This is a genomic window from Kribbella sp. NPDC051952 (assembly GCF_040680855.1).
GTDB lineage: Bacteria > Actinomycetota > Actinomycetes > Propionibacteriales > Kribbellaceae > Kribbella.
In genome coordinates, this window is record NZ_JBFAXQ010000005.1 from 165,774 (window position 1) to 190,380 (window position 24,607).

Sequence of the window (24,607 nt, forward strand, 5' to 3'; positions counted from 1 at the left end):
AAAACGTGTCGCGCGCGGAACGGCGACTGAGGGTTACGGAGCACGACGATGGAAGCGTTGCCGTTGGCGTTCACGACGGGCTGGGCGAGTGGCATCAATGCCTATGCCTGCGTGCTGATTCTCGGTCTGCTCGGCCGTTTCGCCGGGGCCGACGACGTACCGACCGCGCTGACCAGCAACGGCGTTCTGATCGCAGCGGGTGTTCTTTTCCTGTTCGAATTCGTCGCCGACAAGATCCCGTACATCGACTCGGCCTGGGACGCGATCTCGACAGTGATCCGCCCGACCATCGGCGCGATCCTGGCCGCGCTGCTGTCCGGTGAGGCGAGCACGCTGCACCAGGCGATCATCGCCACCACGGGCGGTCTGGTCGCGCTGCTTTCGCACGCGGTGAAGTCGAGCTTGCGGCTCGCGATCAACACCTCCCCTGAGCCGGTCACCAACATCGCCGCGTCTTCCGGTGAGGACGTCGCCGTCGCGGGTGTGGTCTCGCTGGCCGCGTTCCACCCGGAGGCCGCGCTGATCATCGCCGCCGTCCTGCTGGTGCTCGGCCTGATCGGGGTGTACTTCGCCTTCCGCTTCATCCGGCGTGGCTATCGCCGGTTCCAGGCCTGGCGAGAGAAACGAAGCAATCCTGCAACGGGGAGTAGTGCCGTCTGATGTCTGAAGTGATCGTGGTCGGGGCCGGCCTAGCCGGTCTCGCCAGTGCAGTCCGCCTGGCCAAGCTCGGCCACCAGGTCACCGTTTGCGAACGTGATGAGCACCTTGGCGGAGTGCTGGGCCGCATCGAGGCAGACGGCTTCAGCTGGGACGCAGGAGCGGCCAGTACGACGCTCCCGGCCGCGCTGCGCGACCTGTTCCGCAAGAGTGGTCGCCCGATCGAGAATCTGGTCCAACTGGACCCGGTGACCGAGCCACGACGACACATGTTCGCTGACGGGTCCGTATTGGACCTACCGGTCGGCGACCGCGGTGCACAGCAGGACGCCTGGACCGATCTGGCTGACGCAAAGGTCGCCGAGCGGTGGACCGCGCTGGTCGACGGGTACGGCGAGACCTGGCAGATCCTGCGGAAGACGTCCCTGGAGCCACCCCTGCAGGACAAGCTGCCGCTCAAGACCATCCGTACCCTCAAGCCTTGGCACTCCCTGGAGAAGGTCGCACAGAGCGAGCTGACCGACGAGAGATCCCGCGCGGTACTGCGGCACTTCGCAGCGCAAGGTGGATCCGACGCGAAGCTCACCCCGGGATACGTCGGGGTCTGGTCGTACCTGGAGCGCACCTTCGGCCGCTGGACCATCGACGGCGGCTTCGGCGCGCTGGCGGACGCACTGGTCCAGCGGGCCAGCGAGCGGAAGGTCACCGTCCGCACCAGCACCGAGGTGGTCGGAATCACCACGACCGACGGCGGTGTGACCGGCGTACGGCTGACTGACGGCACTGAGCTGGCCGCGGATATCGTCGTGAGTGACATCGATCCGCGCGAGCTCTACGGGCAGCTGGTGGACGACCCCGCGGCCAAGAAGGTGCGCAAGCGGGTCCTCTCGACCCACCAGGCCCAGGCCGCGTACGTCGTACACCTCGGGCTGAAGGATCCGGTCCCGGACCTCCCGTTCGAGACCGTCCTGCACGGTACGCCGACAGTTGTCGTGCGGACCGGTGGACAGGCACCGGCCGGCCACCAGGCGTGGTCGGTCCTGGTACACGGCTACCCGACGGACGACGTACTGGACCTGCTGGTGGCCCGTGGGCTGCACGTCCGGGACAAGGTGGTGTCGCGGCAGACGTCGCCGTCCTGGTGGGCCGGGGTCGCGTGGGAGGGCTACAGGACCGCCCGCCGCCGGGCGTCGAACGTCTCCCCGATCAAGGGTCTGTACTGCGTCGGCGCGGGGGCTCACCCCGGTTCCGGCGTACCCGCGACCACGCTCGGAGCGGCCATCGTGGCCGACGCGATCGGGAAGGCCTGAGACCGGGCTGGGGTTAGGAATCTGGGCACACTAAGATTGATCGTTCCTGTGTTCCGTGTCGGGGCAGGTGACCGGCAGTAGAGAGGACCTCGGTGGATCAAACCCCCACGTCGGCCGATCACGAGAACGTCGAGCTGGCTGAGCTGGCGGCTGAACAACTTCATGTCGACCGGGTCTACGACCGGGTCGCGGCGGCCAGCCGATCGGCGTCACGGATCGCGGTCGAAGGGCACCAGCGCGCACAGGCGCAGAACGTCGGCCGCGTCCGCGACGAAGAGCAGACCGGTCTGTACGAGCGCGACGTCCTGGTGTTCGCCGCGGCCCGGCGGATCGCTGAGCTCGACGCCGAGCACGAAGGCCTGGTCTTCGGCCGGCTCGATTCCGACACCGGCGACGACCAGCCGGCCGCCACGGCGGCCGCTGACCTCGAGAAGCTGTACGTCGGCCGGATCGGCGTCCGCGACGCCGAGTACGAGCCACTGGTGATCGACTGGCGCGCCCCGGCCGCCGAGCCGTTCTACCGCGCCACCTCGACGGACCGGCAGAAGGTCGTCCGCCGCCGCGTCCTGCGGAACAAGGGCCCCCGCATCGTCGGGCTCGAGGACGACCTGCTGGCGCCGGAGCGCGCGCCCGAGGACCTGCCCGTGATGGGTGAGGGCGCGCTGATGGCGTCCCTGTCGCGGGCCCGCGGTCACACGATGCGCGACATCGTCGCCACCATCCAGGCCGAGCAGGACGAGGCGATCCGGGCGCCTGCCCGTGGTGTCACCGTCATCGGTGGTGGGCCGGGCACGGGCAAGACCGTGGTCGCTCTGCACCGGGCGGCGTACCTGCTCTACAGCGACCGCAGGCGGTTCGAGCGTGGCGGCGTACTGGTCGTTGGGCCGTCCGCCGCGTTCATGGCCTACATCGAGCGCGTACTGCCGAGCCTCGGCGAGAACACGGTGTCCCTGCGAGCCGTGGGCGAGCTGGTGGACGGCGTCAAGGCCACTGCGGTGGACGAGGCCGATGTGGCCGCGATCAAGGGTTCGCTGCGGATGCGCGGCGTACTCTCGCGGGCTGCCCGCGACCGCGTGCCGACTGCCCCGGCCACCCTGCGCGTGTTCATCGGCGGCGCCACGATCGAGCTGGACGCCAACCGGCTGGACAACGTACGCCGGAACGCGCTGCGCCGGACGCCGCGCAACAAGGCCGCTGCGGAGGCTCGCAAGGGTCTGGTGGCCGCACTGTGGCAGCAGTTCCCCGAGGACCTGCGGACCGGCGTCCTTGGTGACCGTGAGGCCTTCGGCGACCGTGTCGGCGACACTCCGGCGTTCAGGACGTTCTTCAGCCAGTGGTGGCCGGTGCTGACGCCCGAAGCGGTGCTGCGCTGGCTCGGAGACCCGCGGCGGCTGCAGCGCTGGGCGCGGAACGAGCTGACGCCCAGAGAGGTCGATGTACTCGCCAAGGCGATCCGCGGCACCGACGAGTTCACCATCGCGGACGTGGCGTTGCTGGACGAGCTGAGCACGTTCCTGGGCCGCGCCCCGATCATGGAGGGCAAGGACGACGAGTTCGACTGGCTGGAGGGCCTGAGCGACGGCGTCAACGAGGTGCTCACCACCTCGGAGCGCCGGGCCCGGGCCGCGGCCGCCCGCGAGGCGGACGAGCCCGAGGAGTACGCGCACGTGCTGGTGGACGAGGCGCAGGACCTCTCCCCCATGCAGTGGCGGATGGTGACGCGACGCGGTCCGCAGGCGAGCTGGACGATCGTCGGTGACCCGGCGCAGAGCTCGTGGCCGGACCCGGACGAGGCCCGGGCGGCGATGGACTCGATGCTGTCGCACCTGCAGCGGCACACGTTCCGGCTGTCCACCAACTACCGGAACTCGGCCGAGATCTACGCGTTCGCCGGCGAGGTGATCCGGCGTACGCTCCCGGACGCCGACCTGCCGAACGCGGTCCGCAGCACGGGTGTCGAACCCGAGCACCGGGTCGTTGACGACGGCAAGGTCGCCGCGACCGCGGGTGACGCGGCGGTCGAGCTGCTCCAGCTGGTGGAGGGCACGGTCGGCGTGATCGTGCCGCCGAAGCTGCGTCCGATCGTCGACCCGGTCCTGGCCGAGCTCGGCGATCCACGGGTCGTCGCGGTCAGTCCCCTGGATTCCAAGGGTCTGGAGTACGACGCGGTCGTGGTGGTCGAGCCGGACCGGATCGTCAGCGACACGCTAGGCGGCGTACGAGCGTTGTACGTCGTCCTGACCCGAGCCACTCAACGCATGATCACCGTCAACAGCACCACCAACTGGTTGCCCTAGCCGCGCGGAATCACGTATTCGACCAGATCCGCGTCGTTCGGGCCCAGGTCCGACCAGCGGCAGGTGAGGTGGAGGACGGTGAGCCCCGAGGTCGGGTACTTCTGGGTGAGTTCGGTGCGTTCGGGGCTGGTGCCGTCGAGGGCGAGTTCGTCGGCGAGCCACGGGACGCCGGGTGCGTGGCCGACCAGGACGACGGTGCGTGCTTCGGACGGCGCTTCGCGGACGACGTCGAGGAGCTCCTCGGTGTCGGCGTTGTAGATCCGGCGGTCGTACCAGACGTCGGTCGCGATCGCACCGGCCTCGGCGGCGTACTGCCAGGTCTCCCGGGTGCGCTGCGACGGCGAGCACATGACCAGGTCCGCCTCGATGCCTTGGGCAACGAGATGGCGACCGGCCGCGGCGGCGTCGGCCCGGCCCCGGTCGGCCAGCGGGCGCTGCAGGTCCGGCATCGACTCGGGCGGGACCGCCTTCGAGTGCCGGAGCAGGACGAGCGTGCGGTCGATCAAGAGATCCGACGGGTCAGCCATCGCGTCAGGATACGACCGATGAAGTGAGGTTGAGGAAGACCTGGCGGGTCGCGGTCGAGCGGTTCAGGGTGATGAAGTGGATGCCGGGCGCTCCGCCGGCCAGCAGCTGCTCGCACAGTTCGGTGGCGATCTCGATGCCGACCTCGCGAACCGCGGCCGGATCGTCCTCGACGGCCAGCAGCCGGTCGGTGACCGCCGTCGGCAGCGCCATCCCGGTCAGCTCCGCCATCCGCTGGATCTGCTTGATGTTCGTGACCGGCATGATGCCCGGCAGCACCGGCATCTCCGAGCCCAGCGCCGCGGCCCGCTCGATCAGGCGGAAGTAGTCGTCCGCGCCGAAGAACATCTGCGTGATCGCGTAGTCGGCCCCGGCGGCAGCCTTCGCCGCGAGCACCTGCGCGTCTGCCTCGAGCGAGGTCGCTTCCGGATGCTTGTCCGGGAACGCCGCCACTCCGACACAGAAGTCGCCGAGCGAACGGATCAGCTCGACCAGCTCGACCGCGTGGTTCAGCCCCTCGGGATGCGCGACCCACGGCTGGTTCGGCCCGCCCTTCGGGTCGCCCCGCAAGGCGAGCATGTTCCGTACGCCGGCACCCGCATAGGCACCGATCACCGACCGCAGCTCGTCCCGCGAGTGCGCGACGCAGGTCAGGTGACCCAGTGGCGTCAGCGACGTGTCCTGCGCGACCCGCTCGGTGACCCGGATGGTGCCGTCCCGGGTCGTCCCACCGGCGCCGTACGTGATCGAGACGAAGGTCGGGTGCAGCTGCTCGATCTCGCGGATCGAGCGCCAGAGCACCTCCTCGGCCTCGGGCGTCTTCGGTGGGAAGAACTCGAACGAGAACGAACGCTCACCACTCGACAGCAGCTCGCGGATCGTCGGCGTGCTGCCGGGGAGCCTCGAGGGAAGTCCGTTCGCCATGGCGACAGGTTACCCGCGGTGTCTACCGTTTCGCCGGTACGGACTACGCTCCGAGACGTGTATGGCGATGTGGACATCCCGGCCGAGATCCAGCGCGCGCTGACCGGTTTCCTCGACCTCCAGGAGCAGCGGCTGACCGCGATCGGGCCCGAGCTGACCGAGCAGGTGCAGGCCGCCCGGGACGCGACCAGCGGCGGCAAGCGGCTGCGTCCGTCCTTCTGCTACTGGGGTTTCCGGGCTGCCGGCGGTGACCCGGTCCAGCCGATCCTGACGGCCGCGGCGAGCCTGGAGATGCTGCACGTCAGCGCGCTGGTACACGACGACGTGATGGATTCCTCCGACGTACGACGGGGTGCGCCGGCGGCCCATCGCCGGTTCGAGGCCCTGCAGCGGGCGCGGTCCGAGGCCTCTGGTCGCGGTGGTGACCCAGTGAGCTTCGGGATCGGCGCTGCGATCCTGCTCGGGGATCTGTGCCTGATCTGGGCCGACGAGTTGCTGCACACCTCCGGCTTCGACGCGGCCGCACTGGCCCGGGCGTCGCGGTTCTTCGACGCGGTCCGGGTCGAGGTGACGGCCGGGCAGTACCTGGACCTGGTCGCGCAGGCGAGTGGCGAGTCCGAGATGGACCTGGCGTTGCGCGTGCTGCGCTACAAGTCCGCGACGTACACGGTTGAGCGGCCGCTGCACGTCGGCGCTGCGCTGGCCGGTGGGAACCAGCAGTTGATCGAATCGTTGTCGGCGTACGGACTGCCGGTGGGTGAGGCGTTCCAGCTGCGCGACGATCTGCTCGGGGTGTTCGGCGATCCGGCGCTGACCGGGAAGCCGGCCGGGGACGATCTTCGCGAGGGCAAGCGGACCGTGCTGGTCGCGTATGCGGTCGACCACGCGTCGGAGGTCCAGCTGGCCGAGTTCGACCGGCTGTTCGGGCGGGCCGATCTGGATGACGACGAGATCCAGCTGCTGCGCGAGATCCTGCAGGACTCGCGGGCGGTTCAGGCCTGCGAGGACCTGATCACCGAACGCACCGAGGACGCCCTCGACGCACTGGAGCGCGCTCCCCTGGCCGACGACACGGCCCGCAAGGCCCTGACCGACCTCGCGATCGCGGCAACGTCCCGTCAGCTCTGAGACGTCAGCTTTGGGGCGCCGTCATCAGGTCGATCAGCCGGAGTAGCTCGGCGGTCGGCGCGAGGTCGCCGAGGATGATCACCTTCAGTACGGCGCGATCCTCGTCGTACACGGTCTCGACCCGGAGCCGGCCGATCCCGCTCTGATTGAGCGAACCGACCACGTGCGTGCTGATCCGGTCGGCGCCGGCGCGGTCGATGGCGTCGATGTGCACGATGCTCGACGCCTCCACGTTCCGCTGCGCCTCGTCGACCTCGAGCGCGGCCGCGGTGGTGCCGGTGAACGCCTCCAGGTCCGCGCGGGCGATCCGGTACTGCTTGCCGATCCGCACCGCCTTCAGCCGGCCGTCGCGCACATAGTTCCGGATCGTGCGGACGTGCAGGCCGAGCCGGTTCGCCACCTGCTCGACCGAGTACAACTCCTGGGGCATCCTGACAGCCTACGGCAGCTTCCTTAGAATTCCCTATAAATCGTCAGATAGAGCTATTTAGGGTATTTTTAGGTCCATGGTGAAGGAGCTGAGTGGGGTTCGAGTGTTCGTGGCCGACGGCGCGGTGGGTGATGACCGCGACGCCGTGCAGCTCATCGCCGATGCGCACTACGGGCATCAGGCGGTGTGGATCGCATTGCCCGCGGAGAAGCTGGGCGACGACTTCTTCGAGCTGCGGAGTGGGCGCGCGGGGGCGATCGCGCAGAAGTTCGTGGACTACCACATGCGCCTGGCCGTGATCGGGGACATCACCAGCAGGGTCGCGGCGAGCACGTCGCTGGCCGACTGGGTGCGGGAGAGCAACCGCGGGAAGAACCTGTGGTTCGTGCCGGACCTGGAGACACTGGCGGAGCGGCTACAAGACGGGCAGTGAGCTCAGCAGGTGCGGCGTCTTGGTGGTCTTCGGTTCGAGGATCAGGACGCGGAGCTGGCCGGAGTTCGTGATGTCCTCGGTGAAGATCTGCAGGGCCACGTCGACCGTGTCGTGATCGTGGTCGAGCAGGTGCCGCAGACCCGCCCAGAGGACGATCTCCGGTTCGCCGGTGGAGCGATCGCTGAGCGAATCGGCCAGCGCGTCCCAGTTCCGGCCGAACCACCGGGGCAGGTCGAACGCGGTCGCACAGAGGTCGAGGAACCCGGACTTGTCGTGGATCTCGGTGGTGTCGAGCAGCACGAAGTCCCACCCCGCCGCCTCGACCTCACGCCGCACCTGGTCCGGCGTCTGATCCGACCGCCACCGGTAAACCCCAGGCCGAAGGCCATCAGCCAACAGCGCGCGCAAATCGGTCATGAGGTGCCCCCGTCTTCCGCTATTCGGCGGAAGGATTTGTAGTGGTCGTCCGTGTAGTAACGCTCGTCGGCGCTACCGGTCACGATCCGGCGGGCACCACGGTCCTTCTCGCCCGGCGTCTTGACGGTGAACTCGTGGTAGTAGCCACGGTCGTGCTTCGGCAGGATCTTCTCCAGATTGCCGAACACCACGCCGTCGCGGCTGTACGGATACGGTCCGCCCTTGTCGATCAGCTTGAGCGTGTCCTGCGCCTCCTTCGGCAGGTCGGCGAACGCGACAACCTGCAGACCGCTGGCGGGATCGGTGCTGCCGGCCGCGGACGGCTTCGCCGCGGAACAGCCGAACAGCGACGCCGCCAGCGTGATCACCAGCATCGCGATCACGACGGCCGCGATGATCCGCGCGGCCTTCGGGTTGTTGATCACCCGGCCTCCCGCAACCGCCGGCTGAACTCCGCAGCCGCCGCCGCGGGGTCGTCCGCGTCGGTGATCGCCCGTACGACGACCACGCGGTCGGCACCCGCGTCGATCACCTGGTCCAGCCGCTCGAGATCGATACCACCGATCGCGAACCACGGCTTGGACTGCTGGCGGCTGGCGGCGTACGAGACGAGCTCCAGACCGGCGGCCTGCCGACCGGGCTTCGTCGGGGTCTCCCAGGTCGGGCCGACGCAGAAGTAGTCCGAGCCCTTCTCGGTCACCACGGCGTTCACCTGGCTGAAGGTGTGGGTCGAGCGACCGATGATCGGCTGCGGACCGGTGATGGCCCGGGCCGCGTGCACCGGCAGGTCGCGCTGACCAAGATGCAGTACGTCGGCCCCTGCGGCGAAGGCGATGTCCGCACGGTCGTTGACGGCCAGCAGCTTGCCGTGGCGCTTGCACACCGCGGCGAACACCTCCAGCGCGGCCAGCTCGTCCGCAGCCTCCATCTCCTTCTGCCGGAGCTGCACGATGTCCACACCACCGGTCAGTGCGGCGTCCAGGAACTGTTCGAGGTCGCCCTGCTTCTCGCGCGCATCCGTGCACAGGTACAGGCGTGCGTCGTTGAGTCGGTCGGTGTGCTCAGTCACACCCCAAAGCCTGCCATGTCCGGCCAGAAGTAGGCTTACGGCATGCCTGAGCAGACGTCCGATGTGGTGGTGGTCGGGGCCGGGCTGATCGGTCTGGCGACTGCCTGGCGACTCGCTGCAGACGGTATCCAGGTGACGGTATGTGACCCGACTCCAGGCGCCCAGACCTCCACGGTCGCCGCCGGCATGCTCGCGCCGGTCACCGAGGTGGAGTACGGCGAGGACGACCTGCTGGCCCTGAACCTGGCCGGCGTCAACGCTTGGCCCAGCTTCGCGGCCGAGCTGGAAGAGCTGACCGGACTGTCCGCAGGACTGCACCAGACCGGCACCCTGTCGGTCGCGTACGACGTGGACGACGCAGCCGCACTCCGCCGGCTCGCTGACTACCAACGGCGGCTCGGACTGGAGGTCGAGGAGCTGTCCGGCCGCGACGCCCGTCGACGCGAACCCCTGCTCGCGACTGGCGTCTCCGGCGGCGTGTGGGTGCCAGGCGACCACTCGGTCGACAACAGGCAAGCAGTCGCCACCCTCCTCCGGGCTGTCGAGCTCTCTGGCGTGATGTTGATCCGTCAGCACGTGGCTCGTGTGATCACCTCTGGTACGACGGCAATCGGCGTACAGCTCGACAACGGGGACACTGTGCACGCCGGGCACGTGATTGGCGCCGCTGGGCCGTGGTCGTCGCAACTGGACGGTGTGCCCGAGGAGCTGCGGCCACCGGTCCGACCGGTGAAGGGTGAGGTGCTGCGACTGCGGGTGCCGGAGGCGTACCGCCCGGCGTTGCGGCACACCGTGCGCGCGACTGCCCGAGGCTTCTCGGTCTACCTGGTGCCGCGACCCGGTGGCGAGCTCGTAGTAGGTGCCACGAGCACCGAATTGGGTTACGACACCAGAGTGCTTGCCGGCGGCGTGTTCTCGTTGTTGCGCGATGCAAGGACCGTGCTGCCGGTCCTGGACGAGCTGGAGCTCGTGGAGACGATCGCCGGCCTCCGCCCGGCCACGCCGGACAATGCTCCGATCCTCGGACCGTCCGGGCTGGACCGGTTGCTCTGGGCAACTGGACACTACCGGAACGGCGTCCTGCTGACTCCGATCACCGCACAGATCCTCGCCGAGACCGTGCGTACCGGCGTCCTGCCCGAGCTCGGAAAACCCTTCCTCGGCAGCAGGTTCGGCCACTCCGGCCACTGAGGACCCGCGGTTGCCCAGAGCAACGGCAACTTGTGAACGACAAGCATGTAGTTCAGCCTTGAATTGTCACCATTGAGTTACAGGCGTAACAAACACCCCATGTACCCCTGTTGTCACATCCGTACCAGCACTTACGGTCGAGCAACAGTCACACGGGGAGTTGGACTGCATGCGAAACGTCATACGAGTACTGACCGGGATCGCCGTACCAGTGCTGACCGCCGCCGTGATCACCGCCGGATCACCTGGATTCGGGGCCTACAAGGTCAAGGACGGCGACACTCTCAGCCACATCGCGGACCGCTATGGGACCACCGTCCGGGCGCTGGTCGCGCTGAACAAGCTGCCCGGCAACGGCAACGCGATCTACGCCGGTGAGGTGCTGAAACTCCCCGGCAAGGGAGCGTCGACCAAGACCTCCACCGCCGCCAAGCCGGCCAAGCGGTCACAGCTCGGCCGCGTCACGTACGTCGTGAAGCCCGGCGACACCGTCTCCAAGATCGCCAAGCGCTTCAAGTGCTCCCAGGCGAACCTGCTCGCCGCCAACGGACTGCGCTCGAGCAACCGCATCTACGCCGGCAAGACGCTGCTGATCCCGGTCAAGATCCACCCGAAGCCGAAGCCGGTCAAGAAGAAGAACAACACCTTCGCCGGGCGCACGTACGCCGACCACATCGTCGCGCAGGCCGATCGCAACCGGGCGATCCTGAAGAAGCGCAAGCTGCCGACCCGGACCCAGATGCGCAGCCTGATCACCAGTACGTCGAAGAAGTACGGCGTCGACCCGGAGCTGGCGCTCGCGGTGAGCTGGCAGGAGTCCGGCTGGAAGCAGCGGGTGGTCTCCCCCGCCAACGCGATCGGCGCGATGCAGGTGATCCCCTCGACCGGCCGGTTCGCCTCCAGCATCGTCGGCCGCGATCTCGACCTGCTCAGAGCGCAGGACAACGTCACCGCCGGAGTGGTGCTGCTGAGCCGCCTGACCGGCGCCGCGAAGCTGGATGTCGCGATCGCGGGCTACTACCAGGGCCTCGGCGGGGTGAAGAAGAACGGCATGTATCCGGACACGAAGCTGTACGTCAAGAACGTGCTCCGTATCAAGGCAGCGCTCGAGAAGGGCTGGAGCCCGCTCTAGGACGTCTGCGGTGCGCCTGGCGCGGTCACGCTCTGCCGTTATCTACACTCTCTGAGGGAACGGTTTGGAGAGGCGGCTCACCGCAAGTGACGGACGACGTGGACACGCAGGTCAGCGACCGCCTCGTCGGGCGTGTGCTCGACGGTCGCTACCGCGTGGGAGCGCGTGTCGCGAAGGGCGGGATGGCAACCGTCTACCAGGCCCACGACCTGCGGCTCGACCGGACCGTCGCGGTCAAGGTGATGCACGACGGGCTCGGCGACGACGCCCAGTTCGCCCGCCGGTTCGTGGCCGAGGCACGGGCCGCTGCCCGCCTGTCGCACCACAACGTAGTGGCCGTCTTCGACCAGGGTGACGACGACGGCACGCTGTTCCTGGCGATGGAGTACATCCCCGGCCGGACGCTCCGCGACGTGATCCGCGACGAGGCGCCGCTGTCCCCCGCCCGCTCGCTGGACCTGCTCACCCCGATCCTGTCCGCGCTCTCGGCGGCCCACGACGCCGGCATCGTCCACCGCGACATCAAGCCCGAGAACGTGCTGATCTCCGACAAGGGCGAGGTCAAGGTCGCCGACTTCGGTCTGGCCCGCGCGGTCAGCACGACCGGCAACACCGCGACCCAGGGCCTGCTGATGGGCACCGTGTCGTACCTCGCTCCGGAGCTCGTCACTGACGGTAGTGCGGACGCCCGCTCGGATGTCTACTCCGCCGGGATCCTGCTCTACGAAATGCTCACCGGCAATAAGCCACACTCCGGTGACACCCCGATCCAGGTCGCCTACGCACACGTCCACGCCGACGTGCCCGCACCGTCACTGGAGCAGCCGGGCATCCCGCCGTACGTCGATGCGCTCGTGCAGCGGGCGACCGCCCGGGAGCGCGACCTGCGGCCCGCGGATGCGCGCGTACTGAGCCGGCAGGTCCGCCGGGTCCGCAGTGCACTCGACGAAGGCCTTCCGGACGACCCGGAGCTCACCGGCGACCTGACCATCCCGATCCAGCAGATCCGGCAGGACAGCGGGTACGACGACGGTTACACGCGCGGCGCGCCCGAGCCGGGGCACGAACCGGTGCTGCGGCAGGACACGATCGTCGTACCGATGGACAAGGGCCGACCCGCGGTCAAGGCACCCACCCCCACCCAGACGCGTCGCGGCCGCGGACCCATCGCACTACTCGTCATCCTGCTCGCCGCGATCGCGATCGGTACGGCGGCCTGGTACTACGGGATCCACCGGTACACGACCACACCGAACCTGGTGGCGATGGCCCCCGCGGCTGCCGCCACCGAGGCCGGGAACGCCGGATTGCGGACCAACCTGGCCAATCAGGACTTCTCCGAGGACGTGCCCAAGGGCTTCGTGATGAAGACCGACCCATCCTCGGGTGATCGGATCCGGAAGAACGGTGAGATCCTCCTCACCGTCTCCAAGGGCCCGGAGCGGTACAGAGTGCCGCAACTGGTCGGACTGGACCTGGAAGCGGCCCAACAGGCGCTCGCTCCGATCAAGCTGAACACCGGTCAGGTCAACGAGCAGTACAGCGAGACCGTGCCGCAGGGCCGGGTGATGGCGATCAGCCCGAAGTTCAACACGGTCGTCAAGCCGGGCAGCTCGGTCAACTTCGCGGTCAGCAAGGGAAAGAAGCCGATCGGCGTCCCGGACTTCACCGGTAAGAGCTACAAGGACGCGAACAAGGCACTGCGCAAGCTGGGCTTCACCGTCGGCCGCACCGAGCAGTTCGACGCGAAGGTGGCCGAAGGCAAGGTCATCAGCCAGAACCCCAACAGCGGCACGTTGTTCGCCAAGGACAAGGTGCAACTGGTGGTCTCGAAGGGACCACCGCTGGTGGAGGTACCGGACGTGAAGCGGAAGAGCACCGCGGAGGCGCAGCAGATCCTCACCACCGCGGGCTTCGTCGTGAAGGTGGAGAAGGCGCCGTTCAACCTCGGGCTGAACATCGTCGCCGCGCAGAACCCGGGCGCCAAGAGGATGGCCCAGCCCGGCACGACGGTCACGATCACCGTGCTCTGAATCACGCTTTTTGGTTCCACCGCAGGGTCTCTGATGAGATGTCCGGCGTGAACCACCCCCGTGTCGCCGTCCTCGCTCTGCTCGCGGTCGCGGCGGCGTGGGGATCGACGTTCTTCCTGACCAAGGACCTGCTCACCAGGATGGACGTCGCCGACTACCTGGCGTTGCGGTTCCTGATCGCGTCGGTCGCACTCGTCCTGATCCACCCGCCGGCGATCGCCAAGCTGAGCCGCCTCGACCGCGGCCGGGCCGTTGCCCTCGGCATCACCTACGGCATCGCCCAGCTGGTCCAGACCGAAGGGCTACGGCACACGTCGGCCAGCGTCTCCGGGTTCGTCACCGGTATGTACGTCGTCTTCACGCCGTTGCTGGCGGCGGTGATCCTGCGCCACAAGATCGGTCGCTGGGCCTGGGTGGCCGTAGGCCTTGCCACTGTCGGCCTCGGCGTACTGTCGTTGCGCGGTCTGAGCATGGGCACCGGCGAACTGCTCACGCTGGCGTCCGCGGGTCTCTACGCGCTGCACATCATCGGTCTGGGCGCCTGGTCGACACCGCAGAACGCCTTCGGTCTTTCCGCGCTGCAGATGGTCGTGATCACCCTCGTCTGCGCGATCGGCGCGCTGCCCGGCGGCTTCAACGTCCCGTCCACCGGCGGCGACTGGGTGAGCGTCATCTACATGGCCCTGATCGCCGGGGCGCTCGCGCTGATCGTGCAAACCTGGGCGCAGGCACACCTCACGCCGACAAGGGCGGCGATAGCCATAACAATGGAACCGGTGTTCGCGTCGGGCTTCGCGGTGGTGTTCGGGACCGAGAGCGTCACCTGGAGGATGCTGGTCGGTGGCGCCCTGGTGCTGTCGGCGATGTACCTGGTGGAGCTGGCACCGCGACGCAAGTTCGAGGCCGAGGTCCAGCACCTCGCACAATAGGCGCCACAGGAGGGGATATGCGGGAGCGCGACGGTGGGCGGGGCCGGTGGTTTCCGGCTGTCGTCATCGCCGTCCTGCTCGCGATCCTGGCCGCCGGTACGGCGCGCAATCTCGTCCGTTTCCCGCAGCCCCAGCTCGTCGCCGACGGTCCGTCCGTCCAGCACACAAGCTCGTCACTGGGCGGGGCCGAACAGTACGAAGGTCTGATCCGGCACGCGCTCTCCGACCTGGACACCCTGACTCTCCCCAACGGCGCGACGCTGGCCGGTCAGGACGGCCCATGGCGCTACGTCTGGCCGCGCGACGCGTCGTTCGTCGCCGCGGCCCGCTGCGCGATCGGCCAGTACGACGAAGCCTTCCAAGTGCTCAGCTTCCTCAACAGCGTGCGACCGCCCACCGGCCGCTGGGAAGCCCGGTACGCCGAGACCGGCAAGCTGGTCGGGGACCGGCGTCAACCGCAACTGGACGGCTCCGGATGGGTGCTCTGGGCAACATGGTTCTGCCGGGCCGGCGACAGGTACTGGGAGCTGGTCCGCGAGTCCGCCGAGCAGATCGTCACCGAGCTCGGCCCGAACGGCCTGCCCGGACCGTCGTCCGACTACTGGGAGCGGCCCGAGAAGCGAGTGACGCTCGGCACCGTCGCTCCCCTGCTGACCGGTCTTCGCGCCGCGATCCTGATCGCCACCGAACAGCACCACCCGGCCGAGGCCGGCCGCTGGCGATCCGCGCTGGACAAGTTGTCCGCGGCAACTGACCGCGTGTTCGGGCCGGCCTATCCCCGCACGCCGGCCCGGGCGACGAGTTTCCTCGAGCCAGGGATCGACCCGATCTCGCTCGACGGTGGTGCCGACGCGATCGTCACGGTCCTGGGCCCGCCCTTCGCTCCGGCCCGGGCCGTTGTGTCCACGGCGATCGACCGGACCCTCGGCGTACTCACTCAGCCCAACGGTGGCGTCACACCCGGGGAGGATTGGCGCGCGGACGGCGTCTCCTGGACACCCCAGACGGCCCTGTTTGCCTTGAGTGCTGCCGCTCGAGGAGACCACGAGACCGCAGACAGGCTCCTCACCTGGCTCGACCGCCACCGGACCACCAACGGCGCCCTCCCGGAGAAGGTCAACCGCGATGTAAAGCCGGCCGGCGAGGCCCCCCTCAGCTGGACCGCAGCCTTGGTAGTCCTCGCCGGCACGGCACTACAGAATCCGTTGCCGATCCCCGACCTGGGCTAGCAGATCTCCATGACGTCGTGGGTGGGCGCTTCCGGTCGCGTCGTACTGGTCTTGGCCGAGTAGAAGAACGCGGTCGAGGCGATGTCGTCCTGGAGGGGGAGGTAGCGGCCGCCGGAGCGCCAGCCGAGGGCCTGGACGTCGACGCGGAGCTTCTCCTTGAACCGGATCGGGTCTGGCAGGTGGAAGCGGTACATGCCGAACCGCTGCTGGCTCGCGTACTGCCCGTCCGGCCGGATCACCTGCGGCATCCCGAGGTACGGCGTACTGAACTCGGTGTAGCCGCCCAGGTGAGGTACGTCGAAGTTCCACGCGCCACCGAAGTAGTCCTCGGTCCCGGTGCCGCAGATGGTCGGGTACTCGTCGTCGCCGTCGAGGTAGAACTTCACCTCGCCCTCGCCCCACCACCCGGTGCTGTTGACGCCCCAAGCGACGTACGTGCCGACGAAGTGACCCGGGCCCTCCACACCGTCCAGCAGGGTGTGCACGGTCTTCGACTGCAGCGGGTTGCTCCGCCGCCACTGCGCATGCAGGTACGCCGACTTGTCCGGTACGGCGCCGAGCCAGTAGTCGACCTGGAAGTACACGACGACCTTCTCGTCGTGCGTGTTCTCCAGCGTGAGCTTGGCCTGCTCGGTGAACGGCATCTCCCAGTAGCTGTTGAAGCCACCGTTCGGGTTCACCGCGACCGGGAGCGAGTTCACCTGGGCGAACTTGCCCCAGCCGGAGCAGAAGAAGTCGCCGACCGGCGTCTCGATCGCAGGCGCCTCGTCGCCGTCCCAGAACGCCCGCAGCACCAGCTTGCGCCAGTTGTCGACGTGCGTGGTCAGCCAGATGTGCGTGATGCAGCCGGAGCCGGCGATGTCCGCGAGGGTCGCGGTCTCCCCCGGCCCGATCTCGATCGACGGCGAGACCTTCCAGCCCTGACCGAGATCCCGGGCCGCGTTCGCACCGGTCCCCTCGGTCCGCCGCCCACCCTGACCGGGCTCGCCGGTCGGGTTCTCCGCACTGATGGACCGCGACTCGACGTCGGCGAGCGCGCTGATCCCGGACAGATTCCCAAGAGTCATACCCGCGACCTTAGGCCCGGGGTGGGTCGATGAGAAATCGATTGCCCAGAAAGTGGGACTCAGCAGATCGACCCTTAGCGTCGTCTGTACTGGTGTAGGCCGGTCGGTTGAGGGAGACGATGTGACATTTGACGAGTGGACCCGTACGGGTCTGACGCCGCTGCTGCGGTTCGCCACGGTGCTCTGTGGCTCCGGGCACCAGGCCGAGGACGTCGTACAGGACGTCGCGATCAAGGCGCAGCGGAACTGGGCGCGGATCGAGGCGGCCACCAGCCCGGACGCGTACCTGCGCCGGATGGTGGTCAACGAGTACCTGGCCTGGCGCCGCAAGTGGTCCCGGTACGTGCCACGGGCCGAGATCATCCCGTCCGAACACGTTGCGGACCATGCCGATCTCACCGCGGACCGCGACCAACTGCTCGGGGAACTCGCCAAACTTCCCCGCCGCCAGCGCGCCGTCCTGGTCCTGCGCTACTACGGCGGCCTGACCGACCACGAGATCGCCGAAACCATCGGTTGCTCCGACGGCACCGTCCGAGCACACGCTTCCCGAGCCCTCGCTGCCCTGCGGATCGAGCTGAAAAGCTCCCCTTTGACTGAGGAAGTCCACCATGCGCACTGAAGAAGACCTCCGAGACGCCTTCGACCACCTGGCCTCGACCGCCCCAACCTCGGTCGAGCTACGCACCCAGGAGCCGGTACGACGCCGCCGTACCGGACCGATCATCGCCACCGCACTCGCCACCGCCACCGCAGCGGTCGCGGCGGTCGTCGTACCCCACGTCATCTCCCACGACGGGACAGATCCCGCGGGTCAGGACAAGCGCAACACCGCGTGGTCGCGATGGGTCGACCTGAACCTGCCGAAGAACATCGAGGCGGTCGGTCAGCGATTCACCGCCAACCGCCAGGACTACGAGCTGTACGACGTCGTCCAGCTGACCTGGCCGACGTACTGCCAGCTCCAGCTGCACCGGAACGGCGACTTCAACCCGTCGACGATCCCGGCCGGCAGCCCGACGGTCACCATCGGCGGGCACAAAGCACGAGTGGTCACGTCGACCAACAAGAAGCCGTTCCTGCCGGCGCCGCAGGGCTACCGCTTCCCAGCGCTCGCCACGGTGCACAAAACCTTGACCTGGCAACCGGTCGACGGAGTCTGGGCACTGCTCAACTGCGAGTCGCAGCGTCAGATGGGAACGGTGCAGCTGCCGACGATCGACGGTCCCTTCGAGGCCAACCTGGGGCTCGAGACCAGCCTTGCCAAGTCGTTCTCACCGCCGACCCGCAGCCTTGGCTCGCCGGTCAAGTTCAGCGAGCGACCGAACGGCGCCTCGCCGCGGGAGATCAGGTACCAACCCTTCGAGAAGGGGATCCCGGGGTCGGGCGAGTCCTTCACGGTGCTGCTGAGCGACGGCAACCCGGCCACCGGCTACATCCCGCCGGCGCCGAGGCCGAAGGCCCCGGTGGGAGGAAACGTCTGGGATGCGGCCCGTGGTGACGACCTGTCGATCAGGTACGACACCAGCAAGTTCTGGGATCAGATGACCCGGATCCCGGGCAGCAAGCCGGACGCCGTCATCCACGGCATGAAGGCCTACTACACCCGCGAGAAGATCACCTACTCGAAGACAGATCCGTCGAAGGTCTCGTTCTCCGGGGAGCTGAACACCCTTCACCTCGAAGGCAACGGCGTCGGGGTCGTGATCACGTCGTACGCCGCGAAGCCGTCCAAGCAGGAGCTGCTGCGGGTGGCCGAGTCCCTGGAGCTGACGAAGAACCCGAAGAACCCCGGTGCCTGGTTCGACGCGGCTGTCGCGATCCCGTAGAAGGTTATATGCCTGATGGGTTATATTGCCTGGATGGACAGTCGTCGTGGGAGCGTGTTCGAGACTGACGACGGGCGGGTGGCCCTCCGGTTCGTGCGGTTGGTTCCGCACGAACCGGAGACGGTGTGGCGGGCGATCACTGATCCCGCGCACCTGCGGGCGTGGTTCCCGGCCGTGGTGGAGCTGGATCGGCCGGCCGGGAGTTCGCTGTACTTCGGGGTGACGGACGAGCAGCGGCGGCGGTACGGGATGGCGGACGATCCGGATCACGTGCCGAACGGGCGGATGCTGCGGAACGAGCCGCCGTCGGTGCTCGAGTACGAGTGGTCCGGGGAGATCCTGACCTGGGAGATCACCGGTACGGCGGAAGGCAGCCGGCTCGTGTTCACGAACGTACTGTCGGATCCCTCCTCCGCCCGCCCTGCGGCCGCCGGATGGGAAGCCGGACTCGAGGTGGTCGAGGCCCAACTGGCCGGCAAGCCCATCGACTGGAACCCGCTGGACCGCGCCGAGGAGCTCGCTCTGCGTACCGAAGAACAGGACGTATAGGTGTAGTAGACGGCCGGCTCAGGCGTGAGCGCTGGTCCAGCGGGGTGGTCCGACCGACTACTACCTGTTCTTCGGTACGCCTCAGCAGGCGCGGACCTTGGCGTCGAGGCCGTGGGTGAAGGAGATGCAGGCTCTGGGCCGGCCCTCATCGGGCTTGGCGCGGACGATGAGCGGGAACGCGTCCGCGCCGCGAACCTCCGGCGCACGGTCGGTCTTCAGCGAGCCGACCGCCCCACCGCGAGCCGTCACGGCCGCCTTCACGTCGTCGACCGAGACGGTGCTGCTGGCCTTCTTGGTGGCCGCGTTCTTCGCGTCCGTGGCGACGGCGAGGGCGAAGTCGACCTCCGGCGGGGTTGACCAGGTCGTCGACGTGACCGGGATGACCAGCCCGAACATCAGCAGACCGATCCCGGTGATGGCTTGCCGGAACACCCGGCTCTGGTCGGCCAGCAGCAACGCCGCACAGCACAACGCGACGATCAGCACGAGCCCGCGCAGGATCCAGTGCCGATCGAGCCGCCCGTCCACCGCCACCGCCGCTCCGATCGCGATCAACACGCAGACGACAGCAGCAGCGAGCGCCTTGACTCGCGGAGACACAGATCGCATGCGCAGACGATAAACGCTCTGCCGTTCGTCGCACGTGAGAGGCCGTTCGGCGCGCGGCGCGCCGGTCAGGATCGTGCTGTGAAAACGGTGCTGGCAGATTCAGTGAGGTCCCATCGCCCCTAGGGATTGGAATTCATTGTGTCTCAGGAAACTCCTGGCCCGTGGAGCATCTCCCGGCGCCGCGCACTGCAACTGACCGGCGGACTGGCTGCGGTCGGCGGTGCTCAGATCTCCACCGCGCAAGCCACGACTGTTCAGCAGGCTTCGCTGTCCGAAGGCACCAACTTCATGGTCGCCGTCTCGCCGGACGGGAAATGGCTCGCGTTCGACCTGATCACAGCGATCTGGGTGACGCCGGCCGGCGGTGGTGACTCGCGCCGGCTGACCGATGACCTCCAGGACGCGACCCGGCCGCGCTGGTCCCCGGACGGCCGGCGGATCGTGTTCCAGTCGTACCGCGACGGCAATTTCCACCTCTGGTCGATCAACCCGGACGGCGGCGGTCTCCGGCAACTGACCACCGGCCGCTACGACCACCGCGAGCCGCACTTCACGCCGGACGGCCGGTCGATCGTGTTCTCTTCGGACCGCGGTGGCAGCGGCAGCTACGGCATCCACCGACTCAGCCTGGCCAACGGCGAGATCGTCGCGCTGACCGACGACCCCACCGAGGAGGCCGAACCGGCCGTCTCCCCGGACGGCACGAAGATCGCGTTCACCGTCGACACCACGTCGATCATCGAGCTCGATCTCACCACCGGCGCTCGCAAGACCGTCGTCGCCACCCAGACCGGGATCAGCCTCTTCGGCCCGTCATACTCCCCCACCGGCCGGCTGGCGTACGTGCGGCTGACCGGCCCGACCTGCGATCTGATCGTCGATGGTCAGAAGGTCACCGACGGAAAGGACGTCTTCGCGGTTCCACCGTCGTGGGCCTCCGGGACCGAGGTCTTCTACACAGCGGACGGGCACGTCCTGCGCCATCAGGTCGGCGGCGCGCACACCGTCGTACCGTTCGCCGCAACCGTTCCGATCACGTCGAAGCGACCGCGGCCGAAGGTGCCGGACCTGGAGTCGACCGCGCCCCGGCCGGTGCTCGGGATCGCCGGACCGACGGTGTCGCCGGACGGCGAGTGGATCGCGTTCCGGGCCCTGAACGCGTTGTGGCTAGCGGCAACGAGTGGCCACGGAAAACCACGCAAGCTGGTTGCCGACGGCTACTTCAACTCCGATCCGGACTTCTCCCCCGACGGCATGAAGTTGCTCTACGCAAGCGATCGTGACGGCACCGCCGATCTCTGGCTGCACGACCTGGCGACCGGGGCCGACAGCAAGCTCTCGGGCCTGCCCGGCGCGCAGACCGCACCACGGTTCTCCCCGGACGGCCGGCAGATCGCGTACCAGGACCAGGACGGTATCGCCTGGGTTCTCGATCTCGCCTCCAGCCAGGTCCGTCAGCTGACCCCGACGCTCTTCCAGCCTGGCCGCGTCAGCTGGTCGGCCGACGGGAAGACGATCGTGCTCGCGGCGGTCAAACCGTTCTCGAAGCGCTTCCGCGAAGGCACGAGCCAGCTCCTGTACGTCGACGTCGCCACCACCGCCCTCGAGTACGTCGAGCCGATGCCGTTCCGCTCCCTCGCGGCTCGCGGTGACGACGGCCCGGTCTTCTCCCCTGACGGGCGACACCTCGCGTTCGTCGTCGAAAGCCTCCTGTACGTCGTTCCGGTCGACAAACGCGGTCGCTTCACCGCCAAGCCGAAGGCGATCACCGACGAGGTCACGGACTCGCCCGCCTGGCAGGACAACCGGACGTTGCTGTACCTCCACAACGGACGGTTGCGCCGGACAACGATCGCTGGATCCCGGCCGCAGACCGTCAAGCTCGACCTTCAGTGGCGCAGGGCAACGATCAACCAGCACGTGACAATCCAAGCCGGCGCGCTGTGGGACGGCCGGGCCACCACGCTCCGCCGCGACGTCGACGTCGTACTCGACGGGTCGCGGATTGCCGCCGTACGTCCGCATCAGGGGCAGGCGGACATCGACGCGTCGGCGTCGACGGTGATGCCTGGTCTGGTTGACGCACACAATCATTGGCATCTGCGTGGACGGGCGTGGGGTGCGCGGCAAGGCAACGTGTGGCTCGCGTACGGGATCACGACCACGCGGTCGCCGGGTGATCCGGTGTATCAGATGCAGGAGACGCGCGAGGCGCTCGCGCACGGTTCGCTGATCGGGCCGCGGTACTTCGCGACCGGTGAGGCGATCGACGGGTCGCGGATCTACTACAACTTCATGCGACCGACGCTGTCGGTGCGGCAGCTCGGTTTGGAACTCGACCGGGTCGAGGGTCTTGCGTACGACCTGGTGAAGACGTACGTGCGGCTGCCGATCGACTACCAACGTCGCGCGATCGCCGCCGTACACCGGCTGGGACTCCAGCTGTCGTCGCATTACCTCTACCCGGCCGAGCACCTCGGCATGGATGGGATGGAGCATACCGGCGCGACGAACCGGCTGGGATACTCACACACGGTCAGCCGGCTGGGCCGCGCGTACGCCGATGTCGTCACGCTCTTCACCCGAGCCGGGTTGTCGGTCACGCCGACCCTGTTCAACTCGACGATGGCGCATGTCGACGATCCGTCGCTGCTGACGGATCGCCGTACGACCACGCTGTACCCGTTCTGGGAGTACGACTTCCTGCAGGCCGAGGTGAACACGGCGAAGGGCCCGGCCGGCGTGACCACGCGCGAACTCCTGCGCGGCAACGTCGACATGGTGCTCCGGATCCACCGCGGCGGCGGGTTCGTCATCTCGGGCACGGACACCCCATTGGACAACGCCGCGATCTCGCTGCACGCCAATCTCCGGTCGATGGTGGCCGGCGGCTTCACGCCGTACGAAGCCCTCACCACGGCGACGCGGAATCCGGCGAAGTGGCTCAACCTTGAGGACAAACTCGGCGTCATCAAACCAGGCGCCCAGGCCGACCTGTCCTTCGTCACCGGAGACCCACTGGCCGACATCCGCGTCGCAGCCGCCGTTGACCGGGTGATGGTCGCAGGCCGCCTGCACACCGTGGACGACCTCCTCAGGCCGTACGCCGGAAGCGCGACAACCGAGCCGGCCGTCCGGGTCGCCGACGCTCCGCAACCCCTCACCCGAGCCCAAGCCCACTCCCACGACACCGCCTATTGGTGGCACGAACCCGAATGGCTGCACCGCGTGTGCTGCGAAGGCTGACTCTGGCCCCAGCAGGGTTGTAGAAAGGAGGAGTGTCAGCGCCTGATGACCTCCAGCGGCGGATTCCTGCCTTGCTGGACAAGCATCAGCTGCAAGGTATGGCGATCGGGATCTGCGATCCGACGTCAGTGCTGTGGTCGGCCGGCTTCGGAACCACCCGGGCCGGTGGAGCCGAGCCGGTCACGCCGAGACGATGTTCGGCGTGCAGTCGTGCTCGAAGATGTACACCGCGACTGCGGTCCTGCTCGCCGTACAGCAGGGTCTGGTCGAGTTGGATGTCCCGATCACTCGCTACCTGCCGGAGTTCCGGGTCAACAGCACGTTCGAGGATCACCCTGAACGCCTCATCACCTTGCGGCACCTGCTCAGTCACACCGCGGGATTCACACACGAGGCGCCGGTCGGCTCCAACTATCTGGTCGGCCGGGAATCCTTCCAGGCGCACTGCGAAAGCATCGCCGACACGTGGCTGCGCTTCCCCGTCGGGCACCACTTCCAGTACTCCAACCTGGGCGTCGACCTGGCCGGATACGTCCTGCAGCGGTGTAGCGGTCAGCCGTTCCACGAGTTCGTACGACGGGAGTTGCTCGCGCCGCTCGAGATGACGCGGACGACGTTCAACCCGCGCGAGATCCTGCGCGAGCCCAGCCGGGCGATCGGTCACGCGGCCGGCACGGCCCGGGTGCCGGTCCGGGTCCCGATGGTTGCCGCCGGCGGCCTGTACACGAGCGTCAACGACGCCTGCAGGTACCTGCAGTTCCACCTCAACCAGGGTGCGTCGTTGCTGGATCCCGCATTGCTCGCGGAGATGTACCAGGTGCCCGGCGCGACGGACCGCGAGCAGGGATACGGCCTCGGTATTGCGCTGGCCCGAGCCGGGGACATCCCGGTCCGAGGTCACGGCGGAGGCGGCTTCGGGTTCCTGTCCGACATCTACTGGGCGCCGGACGCGGAGCTCGGGGTCGTCGTACTGACGAACTCGACCAACCACCCGTTGCAATGGAAGCTTGCCAGTGACATCTTCCGCGACCTCATCCCAACCCGCCCGCACGCACCGACCGCTTCGCCCGTCACAGTCTCCGCACCGTCCATGGTTGGTCTGGCCGGGGACTACACCGGGCGCGGCGACGACACGTTCACCTTCGCGGTTGACGGCGATGACGGCGTTCTCACCCGCGACGACACCAGGCACGTGGTCGAGTTCATCGGACCCAACGAGTTCCGGGCCGGGCAAGCGCAGTACCGATTCCGCGACCTCGATGACGCGGGTCGCCCGACGTACCTCGAATCCACGAGCGACGGTTTCGTCTTCTACCGCAACGAGGTCCCCGAGCCCAGTCCCGCCGAGCCAGAAGGCCCGTGGAACCGCGACTACGTCATCCGGGTCAACGGCGTACCGGACGGAACGGCCAGACTGCGCAAGGAGAACGGGATCCCGCTCTTCGACCACCCGGCCGGCGGAACCCTTCGCCTGCGCGAACACGTCCCCGGCGTGTACGTCGCAGCAACCGGCGAAGTCCTCGACCTCACCCGAACACCACCGACCTACGCCAACGTCAGGCTCCACCCGACCAGCGACTGATCCGCGTGCTCCCTCGGGTCG

23 protein-coding genes are annotated in these 24,607 nt (G+C 68.1%); 15 read left to right on the forward strand and 8 right to left on the reverse strand.

All coding sequences use genetic code 11. The annotated features are described in order from the left end of the window. The first annotated feature begins 48 nt into the window (after window positions 1-48). From AB0L70_RS12250 to AB0L70_RS12260, 3 genes are all read left to right on the forward strand, one after another. Window positions 49-660 (forward strand): DUF4126 domain-containing protein, encoded by a 612-nt coding sequence (locus AB0L70_RS12250; RefSeq protein ID WP_363682981.1) that lies wholly within the window; start codon window positions 49-51, stop codon window positions 658-660. Then, window positions 660-1,967 (forward strand): NAD(P)/FAD-dependent oxidoreductase, encoded by a 1,308-nt coding sequence (locus AB0L70_RS12255; protein ID WP_363682983.1) that lies wholly within the window; start codon window positions 660-662, stop codon window positions 1,965-1,967. Before AB0L70_RS12250 ends, AB0L70_RS12255 begins: the two co-directional genes overlap by 1 nt. A 92-nt stretch (window positions 1,968-2,059) precedes the next feature. Beyond that, window positions 2,060-4,264 (forward strand): UvrD-helicase domain-containing protein, encoded by a 2,205-nt coding sequence (locus AB0L70_RS12260; protein ID WP_363682985.1) that lies wholly within the window; start codon window positions 2,060-2,062, stop codon window positions 4,262-4,264. Here AB0L70_RS12260 and AB0L70_RS12265 read toward each other — a convergent pair. After that, the gene (locus tag AB0L70_RS12265) at window positions 4,261-4,791 is read right to left on the reverse strand and encodes a histidine phosphatase family protein (RefSeq protein ID WP_363682987.1); all 531 of its coding nucleotides are present in this window, start codon (window positions 4,789-4,791) and stop codon (window positions 4,261-4,263) included. The genes AB0L70_RS12260 and AB0L70_RS12265 overlap by 4 nt on opposite strands. Before the next feature lie 4 nt (window positions 4,792-4,795). Further along, the gene (gene metF, locus AB0L70_RS12270) at window positions 4,796-5,713 is read right to left on the reverse strand and encodes a methylenetetrahydrofolate reductase [NAD(P)H] (protein WP_363682989.1); all 918 of its coding nucleotides are present in this window, start codon (window positions 5,711-5,713) and stop codon (window positions 4,796-4,798) included. A gap of 57 nt (window positions 5,714-5,770) precedes the next feature. Here metF and AB0L70_RS12275 point away from each other — a divergent pair, with 57 nt between their 5' ends. Further along, window positions 5,771-6,841 (forward strand): polyprenyl synthetase family protein, encoded by a 1,071-nt coding sequence (locus tag AB0L70_RS12275; protein ID WP_363682991.1) that lies wholly within the window; start codon window positions 5,771-5,773, stop codon window positions 6,839-6,841. A 4-nt stretch (window positions 6,842-6,845) separates the two neighbouring features. On the opposite strand, the gene AB0L70_RS12280 is transcribed toward AB0L70_RS12275, so the two are convergent. Further along, window positions 6,846-7,271 (reverse strand): helix-turn-helix domain-containing protein, encoded by a 426-nt coding sequence (locus tag AB0L70_RS12280; RefSeq protein WP_363682993.1) that lies wholly within the window; start codon window positions 7,269-7,271, stop codon window positions 6,846-6,848. Window positions 7,272-7,347: 76 nt separating this feature from the next. Between AB0L70_RS12280 and AB0L70_RS12285 the strand changes: the two genes are divergently transcribed. Next, window positions 7,348-7,704: a DUF4180 domain-containing protein gene (locus AB0L70_RS12285; RefSeq protein WP_363682995.1), complete on the forward strand. Its 357-nt coding sequence runs from the start codon at window positions 7,348-7,350 to the stop codon at window positions 7,702-7,704. On the opposite strand, the gene AB0L70_RS12290 is transcribed toward AB0L70_RS12285, so the two are convergent. From AB0L70_RS12290 to thiE, 3 genes are read right to left on the reverse strand one after another with little or no spacing between them, the layout of a single operon-like run. Continuing rightward, window positions 7,687-8,121 (reverse strand): barstar family protein, encoded by a 435-nt coding sequence (locus AB0L70_RS12290; RefSeq protein WP_363682997.1) that lies wholly within the window; start codon window positions 8,119-8,121, stop codon window positions 7,687-7,689. The genes AB0L70_RS12285 and AB0L70_RS12290 overlap by 18 nt on opposite strands. Continuing rightward, the gene (locus AB0L70_RS12295; RefSeq protein WP_363682999.1) at window positions 8,118-8,546 is read right to left on the reverse strand and encodes a ribonuclease; all 429 of its coding nucleotides are present in this window, start codon (window positions 8,544-8,546) and stop codon (window positions 8,118-8,120) included. The genes AB0L70_RS12290 and AB0L70_RS12295 overlap by 4 nt, the downstream gene beginning before the upstream one ends. Continuing rightward, complete coding sequence (gene thiE, locus AB0L70_RS12300; protein WP_363683001.1) at window positions 8,543-9,190, reverse strand: thiamine phosphate synthase; 648 nt, start codon at window positions 9,188-9,190, stop codon at window positions 8,543-8,545. The genes AB0L70_RS12295 and thiE overlap by 4 nt, the downstream gene beginning before the upstream one ends. A 42-nt stretch (window positions 9,191-9,232) precedes the next feature. Between thiE and thiO the strand changes: the two genes are divergently transcribed. The 5 genes from thiO (at window position 9,233) to AB0L70_RS12325 (ending at window position 15,704) form a co-directional block, all read left to right on the forward strand. Continuing rightward, the gene (gene thiO, locus AB0L70_RS12305) at window positions 9,233-10,381 is read left to right on the forward strand and encodes a glycine oxidase ThiO (protein ID WP_363683003.1); all 1,149 of its coding nucleotides are present in this window, start codon (window positions 9,233-9,235) and stop codon (window positions 10,379-10,381) included. Window positions 10,382-10,550: 169 nt separating this feature from the next. Further along, a complete protein-coding gene (locus tag AB0L70_RS12310; RefSeq protein WP_363683005.1) occupies window positions 10,551-11,513 on the forward strand; it encodes a LysM peptidoglycan-binding domain-containing protein in 963 nt (320 codons plus the stop codon). Between the two features lie 86 nt (window positions 11,514-11,599). After that, window positions 11,600-13,546, forward strand: a complete 1,947-nt coding sequence (gene pknB, locus AB0L70_RS12315) for a Stk1 family PASTA domain-containing Ser/Thr kinase (RefSeq protein ID WP_363683007.1) — start codon at window positions 11,600-11,602, stop codon at window positions 13,544-13,546. A gap of 38 nt (window positions 13,547-13,584) precedes the next feature. Next, complete coding sequence (locus AB0L70_RS12320; protein WP_363683009.1) at window positions 13,585-14,475, forward strand: DMT family transporter; 891 nt, start codon at window positions 13,585-13,587, stop codon at window positions 14,473-14,475. A 17-nt stretch (window positions 14,476-14,492) separates the two neighbouring features. Next, entirely contained in the window at window positions 14,493-15,704 is a 1,212-nt protein-coding gene (locus AB0L70_RS12325) for a glucoamylase (RefSeq protein WP_363683011.1), read from the forward strand. On the opposite strand, the gene AB0L70_RS12330 is transcribed toward AB0L70_RS12325, so the two are convergent. After that, window positions 15,701-16,771: a glycoside hydrolase family 172 protein gene (locus AB0L70_RS12330; RefSeq protein WP_363683013.1), complete on the reverse strand. Its 1,071-nt coding sequence runs from the start codon at window positions 16,769-16,771 to the stop codon at window positions 15,701-15,703. The two genes, AB0L70_RS12325 and AB0L70_RS12330, sit on opposite strands and share 4 nt — an antisense overlap. 121 nt (window positions 16,772-16,892) lie before the next feature. On the opposite strand from AB0L70_RS12330, the gene AB0L70_RS12335 reads away from it, so the two are divergent. The 3 genes from AB0L70_RS12335 to AB0L70_RS12345 are packed head-to-tail and all read left to right on the forward strand — an operon-like array spanning window position 16,893 to window position 19,149. After that, on the forward strand, window positions 16,893-17,393 hold the full coding sequence (locus AB0L70_RS12335; protein ID WP_363683015.1) for a SigE family RNA polymerase sigma factor: 501 nt from the start codon (window positions 16,893-16,895) through the stop codon (window positions 17,391-17,393). Then, complete coding sequence (locus AB0L70_RS12340; protein WP_363683017.1) at window positions 17,383-18,600, forward strand: hypothetical protein; 1,218 nt, start codon at window positions 17,383-17,385, stop codon at window positions 18,598-18,600. Before AB0L70_RS12335 ends, AB0L70_RS12340 begins: the two co-directional genes overlap by 11 nt. A gap of 33 nt (window positions 18,601-18,633) precedes the next feature. Then, on the forward strand, window positions 18,634-19,149 hold the full coding sequence (locus AB0L70_RS12345; protein ID WP_363683019.1) for an SRPBCC domain-containing protein: 516 nt from the start codon (window positions 18,634-18,636) through the stop codon (window positions 19,147-19,149). A gap of 81 nt (window positions 19,150-19,230) precedes the next feature. On the opposite strand, the gene AB0L70_RS12350 is transcribed toward AB0L70_RS12345, so the two are convergent. After that, window positions 19,231-19,758, reverse strand: coding sequence for a hypothetical protein (locus AB0L70_RS12350; RefSeq protein WP_363683021.1), 528 nt, complete (start codon window positions 19,756-19,758; stop codon window positions 19,231-19,233). A 138-nt stretch (window positions 19,759-19,896) separates the two neighbouring features. Between AB0L70_RS12350 and AB0L70_RS12355 the strand changes: the two genes are divergently transcribed. Next, on the forward strand, window positions 19,897-23,004 hold the full coding sequence (locus AB0L70_RS12355; RefSeq protein WP_363683023.1) for a DPP IV N-terminal domain-containing protein: 3,108 nt from the start codon (window positions 19,897-19,899) through the stop codon (window positions 23,002-23,004). Between the two features lie 133 nt (window positions 23,005-23,137). After that, window positions 23,138-24,586, forward strand: a complete 1,449-nt coding sequence (locus AB0L70_RS12360) for a serine hydrolase domain-containing protein (RefSeq protein ID WP_363683025.1) — start codon at window positions 23,138-23,140, stop codon at window positions 24,584-24,586. The last annotated feature ends 21 nt before the right edge of the window (window positions 24,587-24,607 follow it).

What these genes read in the sequence shown, in the direction of transcription:
- AB0L70_RS12280 (WP_363682993.1), bottom strand. Translation starts at nt 7,271, where the DNA reads ATGCCCCAGGAGTTGTACTCGGTCGAGCAGGTGGCGAACCGGCTCGGC.
- AB0L70_RS12250 (WP_363682981.1), top strand. Translation starts at nt 49, where the DNA reads ATGGAAGCGTTGCCGTTGGCGTTCACGACGGGCTGGGCGAGTGGCATC.
- thiO (WP_363683003.1), top strand. Translation starts at nt 9,233, where the DNA reads ATGCCTGAGCAGACGTCCGATGTGGTGGTGGTCGGGGCCGGGCTGATC.
- AB0L70_RS12265 (WP_363682987.1), bottom strand. Translation starts at nt 4,791, where the DNA reads ATGGCTGACCCGTCGGATCTCTTGATCGACCGCACGCTCGTCCTGCTC.
- AB0L70_RS12330 (WP_363683013.1), bottom strand. Translation starts at nt 16,771, where the DNA reads ATGACTCTTGGGAATCTGTCCGGGATCAGCGCGCTCGCCGACGTCGAG.
- AB0L70_RS12285 (WP_363682995.1), top strand. Translation starts at nt 7,348, where the DNA reads ATGGTGAAGGAGCTGAGTGGGGTTCGAGTGTTCGTGGCCGACGGCGCG.
- AB0L70_RS12325 (WP_363683011.1), top strand. Translation starts at nt 14,493, where the DNA reads ATGCGGGAGCGCGACGGTGGGCGGGGCCGGTGGTTTCCGGCTGTCGTC.
- metF (WP_363682989.1), bottom strand. Translation starts at nt 5,713, where the DNA reads ATGGCGAACGGACTTCCCTCGAGGCTCCCCGGCAGCACGCCGACGATC.
- AB0L70_RS12320 (WP_363683009.1), top strand. Translation starts at nt 13,585, where the DNA reads ATGTCCGGCGTGAACCACCCCCGTGTCGCCGTCCTCGCTCTGCTCGCG.
- AB0L70_RS12345 (WP_363683019.1), top strand. Translation starts at nt 18,634, where the DNA reads ATGGACAGTCGTCGTGGGAGCGTGTTCGAGACTGACGACGGGCGGGTG.
- AB0L70_RS12255 (WP_363682983.1), top strand. Translation starts at nt 660, where the DNA reads ATGTCTGAAGTGATCGTGGTCGGGGCCGGCCTAGCCGGTCTCGCCAGT.
- AB0L70_RS12290 (WP_363682997.1), bottom strand. Translation starts at nt 8,121, where the DNA reads ATGACCGATTTGCGCGCGCTGTTGGCTGATGGCCTTCGGCCTGGGGTT.
- AB0L70_RS12340 (WP_363683017.1), top strand. Translation starts at nt 17,383, where the DNA reads ATGCGCACTGAAGAAGACCTCCGAGACGCCTTCGACCACCTGGCCTCG.
- AB0L70_RS12350 (WP_363683021.1), bottom strand. Translation starts at nt 19,758, where the DNA reads ATGCGATCTGTGTCTCCGCGAGTCAAGGCGCTCGCTGCTGCTGTCGTC.
- AB0L70_RS12310 (WP_363683005.1), top strand. Translation starts at nt 10,551, where the DNA reads ATGCGAAACGTCATACGAGTACTGACCGGGATCGCCGTACCAGTGCTG.